Source organism: Massilia sp. 05N420, assembly GCF_056397205.1.
Genome location: NZ_JBFTMX010000022.1, coordinates 1 through 16,350 on the forward strand (window position 1 = coordinate 1; position 16,350 = coordinate 16,350).

The 16,350-nt window shown below is 65.7% G+C and carries 15 protein-coding genes; 7 read left to right on the plus strand and 8 right to left on the minus strand.

Features of this window, described 5'->3' with window-relative positions; genetic code table 11:
• Positions 1-197: 197 nt before the first annotated feature.
• The 5 genes from AC1DIX_RS15845 to AC1DIX_RS15865 all read right to left on the minus strand — a co-directional run bounded on the left by AC1DIX_RS15845 (position 198) and on the right by AC1DIX_RS15865 (position 5,093).
• Positions 198-1,433, minus strand: a complete 1,236-nt coding sequence (locus AC1DIX_RS15845; RefSeq protein ID WP_442122667.1) for a polyhydroxyalkanoate depolymerase — start codon at positions 1,431-1,433, stop codon at positions 198-200.
• A 232-nt stretch (positions 1,434-1,665) separates the two neighbouring features.
• Entirely contained in the window at positions 1,666-2,763 is a 1,098-nt protein-coding gene (locus AC1DIX_RS15850) for an NAD(P)/FAD-dependent oxidoreductase (protein WP_442122668.1), read from the minus strand.
• A 36-nt stretch (positions 2,764-2,799) separates the two neighbouring features.
• Entirely contained in the window at positions 2,800-3,123 is a 324-nt protein-coding gene (gene fdxA / locus AC1DIX_RS15855) for a ferredoxin FdxA (protein WP_430894621.1), read from the minus strand.
• A 163-nt stretch (positions 3,124-3,286) separates the two neighbouring features.
• The gene (locus AC1DIX_RS15860) at positions 3,287-3,565 is read right to left on the minus strand and encodes a protealysin inhibitor emfourin (protein ID WP_477325607.1); all 279 of its coding nucleotides are present in this window, start codon (positions 3,563-3,565) and stop codon (positions 3,287-3,289) included.
• 1 nt (position 3,566) lies between these two features.
• Positions 3,567-5,093 (minus strand): hypothetical protein, encoded by a 1,527-nt coding sequence (locus tag AC1DIX_RS15865; protein ID WP_477325609.1) that lies wholly within the window; start codon positions 5,091-5,093, stop codon positions 3,567-3,569.
• Between the two features lie 159 nt (positions 5,094-5,252).
• On the opposite strand from AC1DIX_RS15865, the gene AC1DIX_RS15870 reads away from it, so the two are divergent.
• A complete protein-coding gene (locus AC1DIX_RS15870) occupies positions 5,253-5,528 on the plus strand; it encodes a polyhydroxyalkanoic acid system family protein (protein WP_477325611.1) in 276 nt (91 codons plus the stop codon).
• Positions 5,529-5,537: 9 nt separating this feature from the next.
• Here the strand turns inward: AC1DIX_RS15870 and AC1DIX_RS15875 are convergent, their stop codons facing one another.
• Together AC1DIX_RS15875 and AC1DIX_RS15880 are read right to left on the minus strand one after the other, a co-directional pair.
• Complete coding sequence (locus AC1DIX_RS15875) at positions 5,538-5,795, minus strand: acyl-CoA-binding protein (protein ID WP_442122672.1); 258 nt, start codon at positions 5,793-5,795, stop codon at positions 5,538-5,540.
• A gap of 198 nt (positions 5,796-5,993) precedes the next feature.
• Positions 5,994-6,350: an FKBP-type peptidyl-prolyl cis-trans isomerase gene (locus AC1DIX_RS15880; protein WP_442122673.1), complete on the minus strand. Its 357-nt coding sequence runs from the start codon at positions 6,348-6,350 to the stop codon at positions 5,994-5,996.
• Between the two features lie 199 nt (positions 6,351-6,549).
• Here AC1DIX_RS15880 and AC1DIX_RS15885 point away from each other — a divergent pair, with 199 nt between their 5' ends.
• Genes AC1DIX_RS15885 through AC1DIX_RS15900 form a run of 4 tightly spaced genes read left to right on the plus strand, consistent with a single transcriptional unit; the run spans position 6,550 to position 10,162 of the window.
• Positions 6,550-7,521, plus strand: a complete 972-nt coding sequence (locus AC1DIX_RS15885) for a YncE family protein (protein WP_442122674.1) — start codon at positions 6,550-6,552, stop codon at positions 7,519-7,521.
• Positions 7,521-8,339, plus strand: coding sequence for a polysaccharide deacetylase family protein (locus tag AC1DIX_RS15890; protein ID WP_477325613.1), 819 nt, complete (start codon positions 7,521-7,523; stop codon positions 8,337-8,339). Before AC1DIX_RS15885 ends, AC1DIX_RS15890 begins: the two co-directional genes overlap by 1 nt.
• On the plus strand, positions 8,336-9,337 hold the full coding sequence (locus AC1DIX_RS15895; protein WP_477325615.1) for a sterol desaturase family protein: 1,002 nt from the start codon (positions 8,336-8,338) through the stop codon (positions 9,335-9,337). Before AC1DIX_RS15890 ends, AC1DIX_RS15895 begins: the two co-directional genes overlap by 4 nt.
• Positions 9,338-10,162: an EI24 domain-containing protein gene (locus AC1DIX_RS15900; protein ID WP_477325617.1), complete on the plus strand. Its 825-nt coding sequence runs from the start codon at positions 9,338-9,340 to the stop codon at positions 10,160-10,162.
• Here AC1DIX_RS15900 and AC1DIX_RS15905 read toward each other — a convergent pair.
• The gene (locus AC1DIX_RS15905; protein ID WP_477325619.1) at positions 10,146-11,363 is read right to left on the minus strand and encodes a beta propeller repeat protein; all 1,218 of its coding nucleotides are present in this window, start codon (positions 11,361-11,363) and stop codon (positions 10,146-10,148) included. The genes AC1DIX_RS15900 and AC1DIX_RS15905 overlap by 17 nt on opposite strands.
• A 172-nt stretch (positions 11,364-11,535) precedes the next feature.
• Here AC1DIX_RS15905 and AC1DIX_RS15910 point away from each other — a divergent pair, with 172 nt between their 5' ends.
• On the plus strand, positions 11,536-12,339 hold the full coding sequence (locus AC1DIX_RS15910; protein ID WP_477325621.1) for a competence/damage-inducible protein A: 804 nt from the start codon (positions 11,536-11,538) through the stop codon (positions 12,337-12,339).
• Positions 12,340-12,875: 536 nt separating this feature from the next.
• On the plus strand, positions 12,876-16,349 hold the full coding sequence (locus AC1DIX_RS15915) for a transglycosylase domain-containing protein (RefSeq protein ID WP_477325671.1): 3,474 nt from the start codon (positions 12,876-12,878) through the stop codon (positions 16,347-16,349).
• The last annotated feature ends 1 nt before the right edge of the window (position 16,350 follow it).

Below are 16,350 nucleotides of genomic sequence, written 5' to 3' on the forward strand. Positions count from 1 at the left end.
ATTGGGGAGGTCGACCAGCGGAACCCATCAGGGACAGGGCTCAAGCCAACACAAAGTCCGAATGTACGGTTGTAACCTTACCTGTTACCTACAGCGATTGAAGAAGTCCTTGCAAACAGGGGGCGTCCATGTACGCGAACAGCGCCAATGAAAAAAGCCGCGGAATAATCCGCGGCTTTGCATGGGCGCTCTGAAAATCAGGCGTTCTTGCGAATGAACTCGCCGATCATCGGGCAGATGATCTCGCGCCAGCGGCGGCCCGAGAAGATGCCGTAGTGGCCGCATTTCGGCGCCGTGAAGTGCAGCTGCTTTTCGGCTGGGATGCCGGTGCACAGCTCATGGGCGGCCTGGGTCTGGCCGGCGCCCGAGATGTCGTCCAGTTCACCTTCGATGGTGAACAGGGCCACGCTCTCGATGTCCTGCGGGCGCACCAGCTGGCCGCCGACTTCCCAGGTGCCTTTCGGCAGGCGGAACTCCTGGAACACGGTCTTGATGGTCTCCAGGTAGTACTCGGCCGGCATGTCCAGCACGGCGTTGTACTCGTCGTAGAACTTGCGGTGGGCTTCCGCCGAATCGTCGTCGCCGCGCACCAGGTGCTGGTAGAACTCGCGGTGGCTCTGGGCGTGGCGGCCCGGGTTCATGGCGATGAAGCCGGCATGCTGCAGGAAGCCAGGATAGACCTTGCGGCCGAAGCCCGGGTAGTTGCCCGGCACCGCGTAGATCACGGTGTTCTCGAACCAGGAGAAGGGCTTCTCGGTGGCCAGGTCGTTGACCGCGGTCGGCGATTTGCGCGGGTCGATCGGGCCGCCCATCATGACCATGGATTTCGGCAGCTTCGGATCCTTGTTGGTCGCCATCAGCGAGATCGCGGCCAGCACCGGCACGGTCGGCTGGCAGACCGAGATCACGTGCACGTCCGGGCCGAGGTGGCGGATGAAGTCCTGCACGTAGTAGATATAGTCGTCGAGGTGGAACGGTCCGTCCGACAGCGGCACCATGCGGGCATCGACCCAGTCGGTGATGTAGACGTCCTGGTTCGGCAGCAGGGCGCGCACGGTGTCGCGCAGCAGCGTGGCGTGGTGCCCCGACAATGGAGCGACCACCAGCACGGTGGGCTGCTTGAGCGCCGCGAAATCGGCGTCCGGCATGTCTTTCTTGAAATGCATCAGCTTGCAGAAGGGCTTGCTGACCGCGGTGCGTTCCATGATGCCGACGGTCTGGCCGTCGATCGTGGTCGAGTTCAGGTCGAAGGCCGGTTTTTCGTAATCCTTGCCCAGGCGGTACATGAGTTCATAGCCGGCGGCGATACGCTGGGAGAACGGGGTGTGGGCGAACGGCGAGACGGGATTCGTGAACAGCTTTGCAGAGGCATCGGCCCACTGCATCAGCGGGTTCAGGAAGGAGCGTTGCATCTCGTGCAGTTGATAAAGCATATTATTTCCTTCACATTGCTCTGCTTACAGAATGGTTGCGCAGCAGATTCAATCAATTATAGGCCAATTGCCTTGGCATGGGGCAACATGAAATGATGACCGCCATTGAAAAAATAGTGCATTGCAACATTAGTATCACAGTTCCCTATCCGCCTTCGGTTAGGTGCCCTACATAAGAAAAATGCCCCGCGCTGGCGGGGCATTTTTTGTCGTACGTCGGTAACGGAACGTTTTAGTCGAATACCGGGGTCTCGACACCGAGGATCTTGTGCAGCTTCGGCGAGGTCGTCGTGTACTGCATATGGATCTTCTTGTCCGGGAAGATGTAGGGCGCGGCGCCGAAGGCGGCCAGCGCGGCTTCGTGGAAGCCCGACAGGATCAGCTTCTTCTTGCCCGGGTAGGTGTTGATGTCACCCACGGCGAAGATGCCCGGCACATTGGTTTCGAACTTCTCGGTGTCCACCACCTTGAGCTGCTTGCGCTCGATGTCCAGGCCCCATTCGGCGATCGGGCCCAGCTTCGGCGACAGGCCGAAGAACACCATCAGCATGTCCAGCGGGACGCGGCGGGTCACGCCGTCGGCGCCGGTGACTTTCACTTCGGACAGCTGGCCGTCCTTTTCGTCGAATCCGGTGACCTGGCCGATGATCAGCTGCATCTCGTACTCGTCGCACAGCTGCTTCATCTTGGCGACCGAGGCCGGGGCGGCACGGAAGTCTTCACGGCGGTGCACCAACACGACCGATTCGGCCTTGCCGACGAAGTTCAGGGCCCAGTCCAGTGCGGAGTCGCCGCCGCCGCAGATGACCAGGTTCTTGCCTTCGAACGGTGCCGGATCCTTGACGCGGTAGAACAGCTGCTCGCCTTCGAACTTCTCGATGCCGTCGACCTTGATCGTGCGGGCCTGGAAGGAGCCGACGCCGGCGGCGATGAAGATGGTCTTGGTGATGAAGCGGGTGCCGGTCGAAGTCTCGACGTTGAAGCGCTGGTCTTCGCGGCGCTGCACGGTCGTGACTTCCTGGCCCAGGTGGAAGGTCGGGTCGAAAGGCTCGATCTGCTTCAGCAGGTTGTCGGTCAGTTCCTGGCCGGTGCAGACGGGCACGGCCGGGATGTCGTAGATCGGCTTGTCCGGGTACAGTTCCACGCACTGGCCGCCGACGGCCGGCAGCGAGTCGATCACGTGGGCCTTGATTTCAAGCAGGCCCAGTTCGAACACCTGGAACAGGCCGACAGGGCCCGCGCCGATGATCACGGCATCGGCTTCGATGGCGCCGGCAAAAGAGCTGTTGGGAGCGATGGTGCCCACTTCCTGGGCAGCACTGATAGTCATGCGTATATCCTGTTGATGTGGTTCGGCAGACGCGTATTAGCGGGCCAGTTGGTCCAGCTTGTCCTTGACGTCTTTCCACTCTTCCGCGTCGGGCAGGGCGGGCTTGGTCTTGGTGATCGACGGCCAGAAGCGCGACAGGTCGGCGTTGATCTTGATGAATTGCTGCTGGTCCGACGGCACGTCCTCTTCCGCGTAGATCGCGTTGACCGGGCATTCCGCCACGCACACGGCGCAGTCGATGCACTCGTCCGGATCAATGGCGAGGAAGTTCGGGCCTTCCCGGAAACAATCTACCGGGCATACATCCACGCAATCGGTATAGCGACAACGGATGCACGATTCGGTGACAACGTGGGTCATAACAGTCCTTAATCAGTGGAAGCGGCGGCGTGTTGGGTACGGGGGAGTTCGCCGGACGCGGCAAAGCACTGTATTTTAGGGCAATTCCGCATTTACGACAAATCAGGCTTATACACAATACACATAAGCAAATGTTCTTCTTACGCGCAAAATTGCCGAATATTTAACGGCTCGCGCGCAGGTGTTCGATCAGGGCCCGCCAGCCGCCCGCGTCGGCGCCGCCTTCCGGCAAGCTCACCGTGCGGCAGCGGCGGCCGTCGTCGGCCGTGATCTCCCAGCGCACCAGGTCGGCACCCACCGGACAGGCCGGCGTGGCGCCGAAGAAGTCGAGGCGCTCGAGCAGGGACTCGATCGCCCGGCCGTCGCGATGGCAGCCGGTGTCGAGCTCGAAGCGTTCCGTGCGGCCGGCAAAGCCGCCGCTGGCGCGGGCCGTGATCTTCATGTCAGCTTGCGGGGATGGTGGCGACCTTGAGCGCCGCCACCGTCGCTTCGGCTTCGGCGGCGGCGCTCTCTTCGCCGGCCGGGCCGAAGCGGCCATGCTCGGCGCACCAGCGCGCCAAGGCCTGCGCCTCGGCGTCCAGGATGCGTTCGACCTCGTAGTACTCGGCCAGGTTCATGGTGCCGCAGCAGGCGCGCCGGTCCTGCCTGGCGCCGGGGGCATCCTGCACGCAGGGCGAAAGGCGCAGCCCGGCCGGATGCGGGGCGGCGAGCATGGCGGCCGGCACCTCGACCACCTCGCGCTGGGCGAAGCGGTTGCGGATGAAGGTGGCGTACTCGGCCGGCTTGCCGTCCTCGAGGCCCAGGCGCAGCATTTCGTTGGCGACGTCGGCATAGGTGGCGGCGGTGTCGGGCGCGGCGATCAGCGCGCGCAGCAGCACGCCGCGCAGCCAGGCGGCGACCCGGTGCAGCACGCTGGCGCAATCCTCGAATTCGGGGTTGCGCTCGAAGGCGAAGATGTCGGCCAGGATGTCGTAGATGGCGCCGGTGAAGACCTGGGAGATTGCGTGGACTTCGGTGCCGGCCTCGCTCAGGGTCAGGTCGTTGTCGGCGTTGCGCAGGCCGTTGGTGCTGCCCAGTGCCAGGCCGAACTGCTCGGCGATGTCGGACAGGAAGGTTTTGTCGTGCAGGTGAGCCTTGGTCTGGGCCACCACCGCCTCGCACTGGTCGAGCTGCGAGAGGGCCAGGAAGATCGCGGTCAGGTCGCCGAAGGATTCGTGCAGGCCGCCGGTCTGCGGCGGATTGTCGGCCATCAGCCATTGCGGCTTGAGGCCGTCCAGCACCGCGTGGCCGGTCTCGTGGGAGACGATGTCGAAGGAGCGGCAGGTGTAGACGCGCGCGGTCTCGCCGGGCGGGATGAAGTCGCCGAACTTCAGGCAGGACTGGGTCCGGCTGTAATAGGCGTTCATCACGTTCGGCAGGCCGTAGGGATGCACCTGCAGCGGCGAGGTGTCGACGCTGCTGTTCCACTGCCAGGGCAGGGGCATGGTGCTGCCTGCGGTGGACAGGGCGCGCTGGTACATGGTGAGGGTCTGGCGCACCACGGCCCAGGTGTGGACGGCATCGAATTGCGGCGTGTCCGGCATGGTGACGAAGTCGCCGAAGGCATTCGGCTCGACCGCCGGGATGTCCGGATCGCCGGCGATGGCGATGCGGGCGTCGCGCGGGCCGGCCAGCACCACGCCCGGCAGGTAGACCTTGCGGGTGCCGATCTCGGCCACCGACGGGTCCTGCTTCCACATCAGCACCCGCGCGCCGAAGGCATACGGCAGGGGCAGGTCGTTATGCGGGTTTTCCTCGCCATCGCCGGCCAGGCCCGGGCCCCGGGGCGCCGGACCGGCCAGCGGGCGCGGCCGGCCGGGCTGGTCGAGCAGCTGGGCGGCCTTGCGGTGCTGGCGATAGGGAGCGGCCGGCATCGGCACGTAGCCGATCGGGGGCTGGGCGGATTCGGGCAGGCTGGCTTCTGTTGACATGATCGTTTCTCCGGTGGAGCAGGCCGCGACAGGCGGGCCGCAAGGGAAATGGTCGCCCGTCATCCGAATCGGACATTGATTTGAGTCAACTAGCCAATGCGCGGCACAGCTGGCATCATGGCGGGCTCTGTGGTTTTCGATTCAGGAAGGATTGCCAGGATGGCGGATATCAGCATTACCCAACAGCACCAGCTCAGCCAGGACGCGGCGCGCGCGGCGGCCCAGAAAGTGGCGGACAAGCTGGCCGGGGAATATGGCCTGCAGTGCAGGTGGGATGGCGACGTGCTGCGTTTCGAGCGCAGCGGTGTGGAGGGCACGCTCGCGCTGGGCGAGCGTCAGGCGGCCTTGCGTATCAAGCTGGGCATGCTGATGGGCGCTTTCCGCTCCACCATCGAGGCGAAGGTGGCGGAAAGCATGCGCAAGACCTTTGCCTGAAACGCCGGATCAGGCGTCCTTCAGGTCTTCGATCAGGTCGACGTACTGCTGCATGGCGTCTTCCTGCGAGCTGCCTTTCAGCGCCGCCCAGGCATCGTACTTGGCGCGGCCGACCATGTCGGTGAAGCCCGGACGTTCGCCGGTGGCGTCGCCGCTCGAACCCTGCTTGTACAGGGCGTAGATCTTCAGCAGGGTCATGTTGTCCGGACGCTCGGGCAGGTTCTTCGAATCGGCCTGGGCCTGGGCGAACTGTTCTTGCAAACTCATGGGGACTCCTTGGGTAAAATGGCAATACTTCGGCCATCTTAGCGCATCGTGTGCGGAATCACTCTTGAGTTGGATGTATTTTAGAGGGCGGCCTCGGTCGCGTGGGCTCGGTGAGCCCACCCTACGAAATGCGTCGAGGATCCACGTAGGGTGGGCACACCGTGCCCACACGAATCCGAATTGCAGACGGCCGATGAATTACAGACCCAGCAGCTCGACGTCGAAGATCAGCGTCGCATTCGGCGGAATCACGCCGCCGGCGCCGCGGGCGCCATAGCCCAGCGCTGCCGGGATGATCAGGCGGCGCGCGCCGCCGACCTTCATGCCCTGCACGCCTTCGTCCCAGCCCTTGATCACGTGGCCGGCGCCCAGCGGGAACTGGAACGGGTCGTTGCGGTCTTTGCTGGAATCGAACTTGGCGCCCTGGCTGCCGTCGTCGTTCTGCAGCCAGCCGGTGTAGTGCACGGTCACGTACTGGCCGGCCTTGGCTTCCGGACCGTCGCCGACGACGGTGTCTTCGTATTGCAGGCCGGAATTCGTGGTGGTGATGGGCATGAGATTGTCCTTTTGTTCAGGGTGAAATGGCGATTGTAGTGCATGGCGTGTCAAGCTGCCATCGACGCGCCGTTGACGCCTTTTCCACTGTGTTGCGACAGCGCGCCGAATTCCGCACTAATCCTGTCAACCACCCCTTGAGCCAACGCGTTTCCTCGTAGAATAGTGACTTTCCACCCTCCGGGCACCACGTCCTCCCATGCTGCGTCGTTTTCGTAAGCTTTTCCTCTCCGGTATTTGTCTGTTGGGCGCTGTGCATGCCGCGCAGGCCAACGTCGTCGTCGTCCTGAATTCGCGTGACGCCACGGTCCAGTTGATCGACCAGGCGACCGGCGCCGACAACGGCACCTTTGCCGTCGGCAAGGAGCCGCACCACCTGATGGCCACGCCGGACAACAAGTCCGTGATCGTCGCCAGCTCGGTCGGCAACGAGCTGATCTTCCTCGATCCGATCACCGGCAAGATCCAGCAGCGCCTGACCGACGTGCTCGATCCTTACCAGATCGGCTTCTCGCCGGACCAGAAATGGTTCGTCTCGACCGCGCTGCGCCTCGACCGCGTCGACATCTACCAGTACGTGAACGGCAAGCTGATCCTGAGCCGCCGCGTGCCGATGCCGCGCATGCCCAGCCACATCGCCTTCGACGCCGCCAGCACCACCGCCTTCATCACCCGCCAGGGCAGCGACCAGGTCAGCGCGATCGACCTGAAGACCGGCGTCATCAAGTGGACCCTTGCGGTCGGTAAGCTGCCGGCCGGCATCACCATGACCCCGGACGACAAATACCTGCTGGTCGGGATCATGGGCAGCGACTACGTCGAAGTGATCGACTGGCGCACCGCCAAGAGCGTCAAGCGCATCAAGACCGGCAACGGCGCCCACAACTTCCGCGCCGTCGGCGACAAGCGCCACGTGTTCGTCTCGAACCGCGTGCAGAACTCGATCAGCATCATCGACCAGGTCACGCTGGAGAACGTCGGCATGATCCCGGTGCCGGGCGGTCCGGACTGCATGGAACTGTCGGCCGACGGCAAGACCCTGTGGGTCACCCAGCGCTGGATCAAGAAGGTGGCGGTGGTCGACGTCGCCAGCCGCAAGGTGATCAAGATGATTCCGGTGGGGCGCTCGCCGCACGGCGTGTTCTTCGCCAACGCGGCGCCGAGGATGTGATGTCCGGGCGGCCAAGGTCTCGATGGACTCCGGCCGCCGCGGCGCTGCTGCTGGCGGCCACCATCTTCCCGGGCCTGCACGCCTCCGCGGCGGCCGAGCCTGCGCCCGGACCCTGCAAGGGCACGATTTATCTCAGCTTCGACACCGGCAGCCAGTCCCAGGCCGAGCTGATCGCCGATACCCTGCGCCGTCACCACATCAAGGCCACTTTCTTCCTGGCCAACGAAAAGACGGTGCGCGGTGACTGGTCGCTCGACCCGTCCTGGGCCGCGTTCTGGAAGGCGCGGGTGGCGGAGGGGCACGCCTTCGGTTCCCACACCTTCGACCACGTCTACTGGAAGCGCGACGAGCCTGGCGGGCGCATCGCGGTCAAGCCGCAGTTCGGCGCCCAGGCCGGCAAGCTGGCCAGCTGGACCCCGCAGCAGTACTGCGACGAGCTGAACCGCGTCGACACCCGCTTCCACGAACTGACYGGCCACCACATCGACCCGATCTTCCGCGCGCCCGGCGGGCATACCTCGCCGAACCTGCTGGCGGCAGCCAAAAGCTGCGGCTACAGCCACGTGGGCTGGGCCAAGGCCGGTTTTTCCGGCGACGAGACGTCCAGCGAGGTCTACCCGAACGCACTGCTGCTCAAGCGCGCCCTCGGCGGCCTGAAGGACGGCGACATCTTCATGGCTCACATGGGCATCTGGTCGCGCAAAGACCCGTGGGCGCCGGCCAACCTGGAGCCGCTGATTGCCGGGCTCGAGCAGAAAGGCTTCTGTTTCGCTACACTGCGTGAGCATCGGGATTACCTTAACCCATTTAAAAAATGATTCAGCATTTCCTCGACTGGTTCGCATTCCTGCAGGGCTGGCTGTTCGAGTCCGTGGTCGAACCCTTCCTGTTCTACACCGGCATGGGCGAGTATGCCGAGGACGCCTTCGAGGGCGTCGAGTGGTTCCTGGCCGGCGCCTGCGAGGTGGCGGCCCTGTGGCTGGTGCTGCGCCCGCTGGAAGCCCTCATTCCGGCGCAGAAGATGAGCGACCGCTACGCGCGCTGGAACGACTTCGTCTACACCCTGATCCACCGCCTCGGCTTCTTCACGATGGCGGTATTCTTCACCCTCGACCCCATCATGGACCACGTGGCCGGCGCGCTGCGCATGGACGGCGTGCATCCCTTCAACCTGGAGTCGCTGGTGACCGGCATGAGCCCGCTGGCCAGCTTCCTGGTCTATCTGGTGGTGATCGACTTCTTCGACTACTGGTTCCACCGCGGCCAGCATAAATTCCGCTGGTGGTGGGCCCTGCACAGCCTGCACCACAGCCAGCAGAACATGAACCTGTGGAGCGACGACCGGAACCACCTGCTGGACGACCTGTTGCGCGACGTCTACCTGGCCGTCATCGCGCTGGCGATCGGCGTGGCGCCGTCGCAGTACGTGCTGCTGGTGTCGGTGTCGCGGGCGCTTCAATCGCTGCAGCATGCCAATGTGCGCATCCACTTCGGCTGGCTCGGCGAGCGCCTGCTGGTGTCGCCGCGCTTCCACCGCACCCACCACGCGGTCGGCATCGGCCACGAATCGAAGGGCCGGGAATTGGGCGGCTGCAATTTCGGCGTGCTGCTGCCGGTCTGGGACCTGCTGTTCAGGACCGCCAACTTCGCGCCGGCCTGGTACGGCACCGGCGTGCGCGACCAGTTCGAGCGCACCGCGGCGGACGGCAGCGTCAAGCCGGCGCGCGACTACGGGCGCGGCTTCTGGCGCCAGCAGTGGCTGGGCCTGGTGCGCCTGATGGATGCCATCGGGCGCCGCCCAAGAGGCGCGCCTTAAATGGTCCGTCCGATCGCCATCGCCTACGGCCGCGCGCTGCGCTCGCAGTTTTCCGGCCGTATGCTGCTGCTGTCGGTGGTGCCCCTGCTGCTGTCGCTGGCGCTGTGGGGCAGCCTGCTGTACGCCGGCATGCAGCCGCTCTACGACTGGCTGCAGGACACCTTCAGGGAATATGGACTGTTCGAGACCAGCGGCAGCATCCTGACCACCCTGGGCCTCGGCTTCCTCAAGACCATGGTGGTGCCGCTGGTGGCGATGCTGGCGCTGTTGCCGCTGATGATCATCACCTCGCTGCTGTTCATCGGCGTGGGCGCGATGCCGGCCATTGCGCGCCATGTCAGCCGGGTGCAGTTCCCTCATCTGGAGCGCAGGGAAGGCGGCAGCTTTCTCGGCAGCCTGGCCGTCAACCTGACCGGCATCGTGGTGTTCGCGCTGCTGTGGATCGTGACCTTGCCGCTGTACGCACTGGCGCCGGTGGCGCTGATGGTACAGGCGTTGCTGTGGGGCTGGCTGACGGCGCGCGTGATGAGCTACGACGCGCTGTCGATCCATGCCAGCCTGGAAGAGCGCCGCATCATCGTGCACAGCCGGCGCCGCCAGCTGCTCCTGATCGGCACCATTTCCGGCCTGCTGGGCGCGCTGCCCGGCGTGGCCTGGATCGGCGGCGCGCTGTTCTCGGTGGTGCTGTTCCCGGTGCTGGCGGTGCTGTCGATCTGGCTCTACCTGATCATCTTCATCTTCACCGGACTGTGGTTCCAGTACTACTGCCTGCAGGCGCTGGCCGACCTGCGGGCCGGCCAGCACACCCTTAACGCACCAGGGTAAGTAACAGCACCCGGCCCTCGCTGCCGTTCTTCAGGTTGACGGTCACGATCACGCGGCCCTGCGGATCCTCGCTCACCGAACTCACTTCCGCGAACGCGGTGTCGCCCGCCGCGCGCGCATAGCCCGGCAGCAGCGAGGAGATGTCGGTCCAGCTGGTGCCGCCGTCGGCCGACCACGCCAGGTAGGGCAGGGCCCTGGCCTTGTCGAAACCGCCCACCACCATCGTGTCGGGCTTGCCCGACAGCGCCAGGAAGTAACGGATATACGGGTAGCCCGCATTCCCCTCCAGTGGCTGCTGGATCACGAACCTGAAGGACTGGCCGCCGTCGTCGCTGCGCAGCAGGCCGCCCTCGACGCCGGCAAACACGCGCTGGCTGTTCGCCACCTGCTGGATGAACTGCACGTTGCGGTTCTCCAGCTTCGGCAGCGATACCGGCAGCTCGTCCGTCGAGGCCGGCATGCCGTCGGCGCCGAGTTCATAGGCGCGGATGTAGGCGAAGTCGAGCGGGCATTCGCCGCCCACCRGCAGGCGTTCTCCAACGATCTGGAACGTCTGGTGGGTGCAGATCATCGAATCGAACTGGCCCAGCGCCACGCGCCAGCTGGCGGCGGCATCGCCGGACACGAACAGGTTCTGGCCGGCGCCGGCGTTGGCGTAGAGGCGGTTGTTGAACAGTTTCAGCTCGTTCATCGCCAGCGGTGCGCACCAGCCGCCGATGCAGTTCTCGAGCGGCAGGTCGCGCGCCGCGAAGCTGCCGGAAGCGTCGAGCGTGCACAGGCCGTGTTCGCCGGCCTGGCCCTGCTGGCGTTCGTGGGCGCTCTGGAACAGCCACAGGGTCGAGCCGAGCGCGCGCAACGACGGCGTGCGCGCGGTTTCTGCGCTGTCCGACCTGGGCAGCGCGCAGGCGCCGAGCGGCACCTCGGTCCAGCGCGAACTCGCCTGCAGCGGCAGGGGCGTCTTCATGACGACGCTGCCGCCGGTGGTGGAATTCGACATCGACACCCAGGCCGCGCCGTCCTTGTAGACAAGGTTGCCGAGGCCGCGCGTCGACGTGGCCAATACTTCGATGCGGGTGCCCGCGGGCGTGGTGCCGCCGGCATCCGGCGGCAGGCCGACACCGACGGAACCGCCGCCGCAGCCGGCGACGAGGAGAAGGGCGGCCGCGGCGGCGATGGCCGGGCCCGGACGTTTCTGGATCATGGATCTTCCTTGCGCACTCGAAAAGGTAGGGCGATTCTAGGACCGGACGGCGCGCCGATCTTGCGCAGGTTTGTCGGGAGATTGTCGGGAAATGTATCGGTACGAAGCAGCGCGCGACGGTTTCGCCGTTCGTGGCACACTGGAACCAACGACATCTCGGGAGCGGCGGGCGATGGCATTCGGCCTGATCATCATCGGCGACGAAATCCTGTCCGGGAAACGCAGCGACAAGCACCTGCCCAAGGTGATCGGACTGCTGGCCGAACGCGGACTGCAGCTGGCATGGGCCGAGATCGTCGGCGACGATCCTGCGCGCATCACCGCGCTGCTGGAACGCAGCTTTGCGGGAGACGACATCGTGTTTTCCTGCGGCGGCATCGGCGCCACGCCCGACGACCACACGCGCCAGTGCGCGGCGGCCGCGCTCCGGGTGCCGCTGGTGCTGCATCCGGAAGGCAAGCTGCTGGTGCAGGAGAGGATTCGCGACACGGCGCGCGAAGCCGGCATCGAAGCGGACCTCGACGCACCCGAGAACCTGCAGCGCCTCAAGATGGCCGAGTTCCCGCAAGGGGCCACACTCATCCCGAATCCCTACAACCGCATTCCCGGCTTCAGCGTGGCGTCCCACGCCGGCGCCGCTCATCATTTCGTGCCGGGCTTCCCGGTCATGGCCTGGCCGATGATCGCCTGGGTGCTCGATACCCATTACCGCGACCTGTTCCACCGCGAAGATCGCGCCGAGCGCGCGCTGCTGGTGTTCGAGCAGGCCGAGGCCGTGCTGACCCCGCTGATGGAGCGCCTCGAGGCCGCCTATCCAGGCGTGCGCGTGTTCAGCCTGCCCAGCGTCGGCGATGCGCAGACGCGCCGCCATATCGAACTCGGCGTCAAAGGCGATGCGGCCCAGGTCGGTTTCGCCTTCACGGAAATGCGTGCGGAACTCGATCGCATGAAGGCCGACTATCGGCTGTCAACCTAGCCCGTCGCTTGGCCGTTGCAAGGCTGGTACGCTCGTGCAAACTGGGCCGTTGTTTTTTTGCGAAAATACACGGACGACGCCAAAAATCTGTACGAGTGGTTCCTGAATGTCACATTGATGTGGTGGAATGGTGTCTGTGGGCAGAGCGATCTGGAGTGAGGTCGCGCCTGACTTTGTGAAATTCTTGACAACCTGGATCACTCGCACCGACCAGCATCATGGGCGCGCCGGTTGACGGGAATTGCAGGTAGTAGATTCAAACCGGTTAAGCCAATATGGAAAGTATTCGCCGTCAAGGACGGCCCCGCATCTCCACCCGCATGCTGCGCCGCCTCCGCAGGCTCGTGCTGCCGGGCCAACCCGAACTCGCAGGCCTGCCCGTCATGGCTGCCGTGCAGGAAGTCCCGCTGCACGGCGCCGATACGCGCCTGGAACCCGCACTCGATCCCGGCTTCGAACCGGCGCCGGTCCCGGCCCCCGCCGAATCCGGCCAGGGCGCGGAACCGCCGCCGGCGCCGCCCAGGCGCCGATGGCGCATGGTCAAGCGCGCCTTCCTGGTACTGCTGCTGATCGCGGTGGCCGGCGGCGCCGCCTTCGCCGTCTACGAAAGCCGCACCTCGGCGATGCAGGCGCGCTTCTTCGCCGGCCTGGCGAAAAAGGTCAGCTACCGCGTCGAGAAGGGACCGAGCGACGCGATCCGCTTCCCCGCGTCCAGCCCCTACGACGAGCGGCTCGGCTATTCGAACCTGCCGAACTACCTGGCCAAGCTGAAGACGCGCGACTACGTGATCGAATCGCAGGCGCGCATGTCGCCGAAGATGGTCGAGCTGGCCGACATGGGCCTGTTCGCGACCTATCACGAGAAGACCCGCGCCGGCCTCGACATCCTCGACTACAGCGGCGAGCCGCTGTTCTCGGCGCGCTTCCCGGAACGACTGTACGAGAAGTTCGACGCCGCGCCCTCGCTGCTGGTGCATAGCCTGCTGTACATCGAGAACCGCGAGCTGCTCGACACCACCTACCCGAAGCGCAATCCGGCGGTGGAGTGGGACCGCTTCTCGAAAGCGGTGTTCGACAAATCCCTGCACGCGGTCGGCCTGGGCGGCGGCGGCAGGGTGGCCGGCGGCAGCACGCTGGCGACCCAGATCGAAAAATACCGCCATTCGCCGGAAGGCCGCACCGCCTCGCTGTCGGACAAGCTGCGCCAGATGGCCTCGGCCATGCTGCGCGCCTACCAGGACGGCGAGGACACCAGCGCGACCCGGCGCCGCATCGTGCTCGAGTACCTGAACACGGTGCCGCTGTCGGCCAAGCTGGGCTACGGTGAAGTCAACGGCATCGGCGACGGCATGTGGGTCTGGTATGGCCGCGACTTCGCCGACGTCAACCGGGTCCTGTCCAGCAACCAGGTCACGCCCGACTTCGCCTTGGTGTACAAGGAAGCGCTGTCGCTGATGATCGCGCAGCGCCGTCCGGCCTACTACCTGGGCGCCGGCGAGAAGGATCTCGAACAGCTCACCAACAGCCACCTGCGGGTGCTGGCCCAGGCCGGCGTGATCTCGCCGCAGCTGCGCGACGCCGCGCTGGGCGTGGTCCTGCATCCGGCCCTCGGCTCGGGCGTGGCGCCGCCGCCGGCCAACACCTTCGTCACCCGCAAGGCCGCCAACGCGGTGCGCAACCACCTGGCCAACCTGCTGGGCGACTCGCGCCTGTACAACCTCGACCGCCTCGACCTGTCGGTGGTGACGACCCTGAATTCGGAAGCGCAGAAGGCCGTCACCGCGGCACTGCGCCGCCTGACCGACAACGAAGCGGCGGCCGCCGCCGGCCTGACCGGCAAGGGCATGCTCGGCAACGGCGATCCGTCCAAGGTCGTGTACAGCTTCACGCTGATGGAACGCGGCGACAAGGTCAACTACCTGCGCGTCCAGACCGACAACTACGACCAGCCGCTCGACATCAACGAAGGCGCCAAGCTGGATCTCGGCTCGACCGCCAAGCTGCGCACCCTGACCACCTACCTCGACATCGTCGACCAGCTGCACCAGCGCTACGAGCCGATGTCGAAGGCAGAGCTGGCCAAGGTCAGGATCGACCCGAAGGACAGGCTGAGCCAGTGGGCGATCGACTACTTCCTGGCGCTGCCGCCGGGCGCCGACCGGACCCTCCCCCCGATGCTGGGCGCGGCGATGGAGCGCAAGTATTCGGGCAATCCGGGCGAAGCCTTCTTCACCGGCGGCGGCGTCCACATCTTCGGCAACTTCAGCAAGCTGGACAACAGCCGCATCCTCACCGTCCAGCAGGCGTTGCAGAACTCGACCAACCTGGTGTTCGTGCGCCTGATGCGCGACGTGGTGCGCTACTACATGTTCCAGCTGCCGGGCTCCTCGGCCCAACTGCTGGCCGACGCCGACGATCCGCGCCGCGCCGAATACCTGTCGCGCTTCGCCGACCGCGAAGGCAAGGACTTCCTGGCGCGCTTCTGGAACAAGTACCGCGGCATGGACTGGCCCGAGATCGAAACCGCGCTGATGCAGGGCGTGCGCCCGGCGGCCTCGAAGATCGCGGCGGTCCACCGCACCATCATGCCGGACGCCTCGCTGGCCGAGTTCAGCAAGTTCGTCCATACCTACCTGCCCGATTCCAGGGACGTCGACGAAGAGCGCATCGCCAAGATGTACGACCAGTACTCGGTGGCGAACATGTCGCTGGCCGACCGCGGCTACGTGGCCTCGGTCCACCCGCTCGAGCTGTGGCTGGCCGGCTACCTGCGCACCCATCCGAAGGCGGGCTGGGACGAGGTCACCAAGGCGTCGGTGAAGGAGCGCCAGGAAGTGTATTCCTGGCTGTTCAAGACCCACCGCAAGCATGCCCAGGACAAGCGCATCGCCGGCCTGATCGAGGTCGAAGCCTTCCTGAAGATCCACGCGCAGTGGAAGAAGATGGGCTATCCCTTCGATTCCCTGGTGCCGTCCTATGCGACGACCCTGGGCGCCTCGGCGGACCGTCCGATCGCGCTGGCCGAACTGATGGGCATCATCATCAACGGCGGCGTGCGCAAGCCGACCGAGCGCATCGACTCGCTGCACTTCGCCAAGGACACGCCTTACGAGACCATGGTCAAGCGCAGCCAGGACAGCAAGGGCGAGCAGGTGCTGAACCCCGACGTCGCGCGTGCGGTGGCCAACGCCATCCGCGGCGTGGTGCAGGAAGGCACGGCCAAGCGCGTCAAGCAGGCCTTCTACAAGCAGGACGGCAGCGTGATCGCACTGGGCGGCAAGACCGGCACCGGCGACCAGCGCTTCGACGTCTACGGCGCCGGTCACCGCCTGATCGAGTCGCGCTACGTGAACCGTTCGGCGACCTTCGTGTTCAACATCGGCGAGCGCTTCTTCGGCAGCATGACGGCCTATGTGCACGGTCCGGAATCGGCCCACTACGACTTCACCAGCGCGCTGCCGGTGCAGCTGCTGGTGACGCTGGCGCCGAGCCTGATGCCGATGATCGAGAAGCAGGACACGGTGACGGTGCCGGGGCTGCACGTGACCCCGGCCAAGCCGCCGGCGCCGACGCCGACCCCGCTCACCGACGACGTCGCCACCGTGAAGCCGGCGCCCGACAGCGCCCAGGCGGAAGAGATCGAGGCGCCGGCCAAGCCTGCGAAACCGGCTGCCGCGGAAGCCGAGGCGGTCAAGCCGGCCAAGCCTGCCGCCGAGGCAACGCCGGTGCATCCCAAGCCGGTGAAGGAAGCGGCGCCGCAGGCCAAATCCGAGGCCGCCGACACGCCGCACCACAAGCCGGCCGCGCCGAAGCCGGCCGTTCCCAAGCCGGCGGGCGAAAGCGCCCACGCAAAGCCGGCCGACGCGGACGAGCACCCGAAGGCGGTGGACGCCCTGCGCGCCAGGGTGCCGGCCAAGCCGGTCAAGCCGCGCACCGAGCCTTCGGAACAGCCGAAGGCAGAGCCGGCGCCGCGCCAGAAGCCGGCGGCGGTGGAGGAAGTGCTGCATTGAG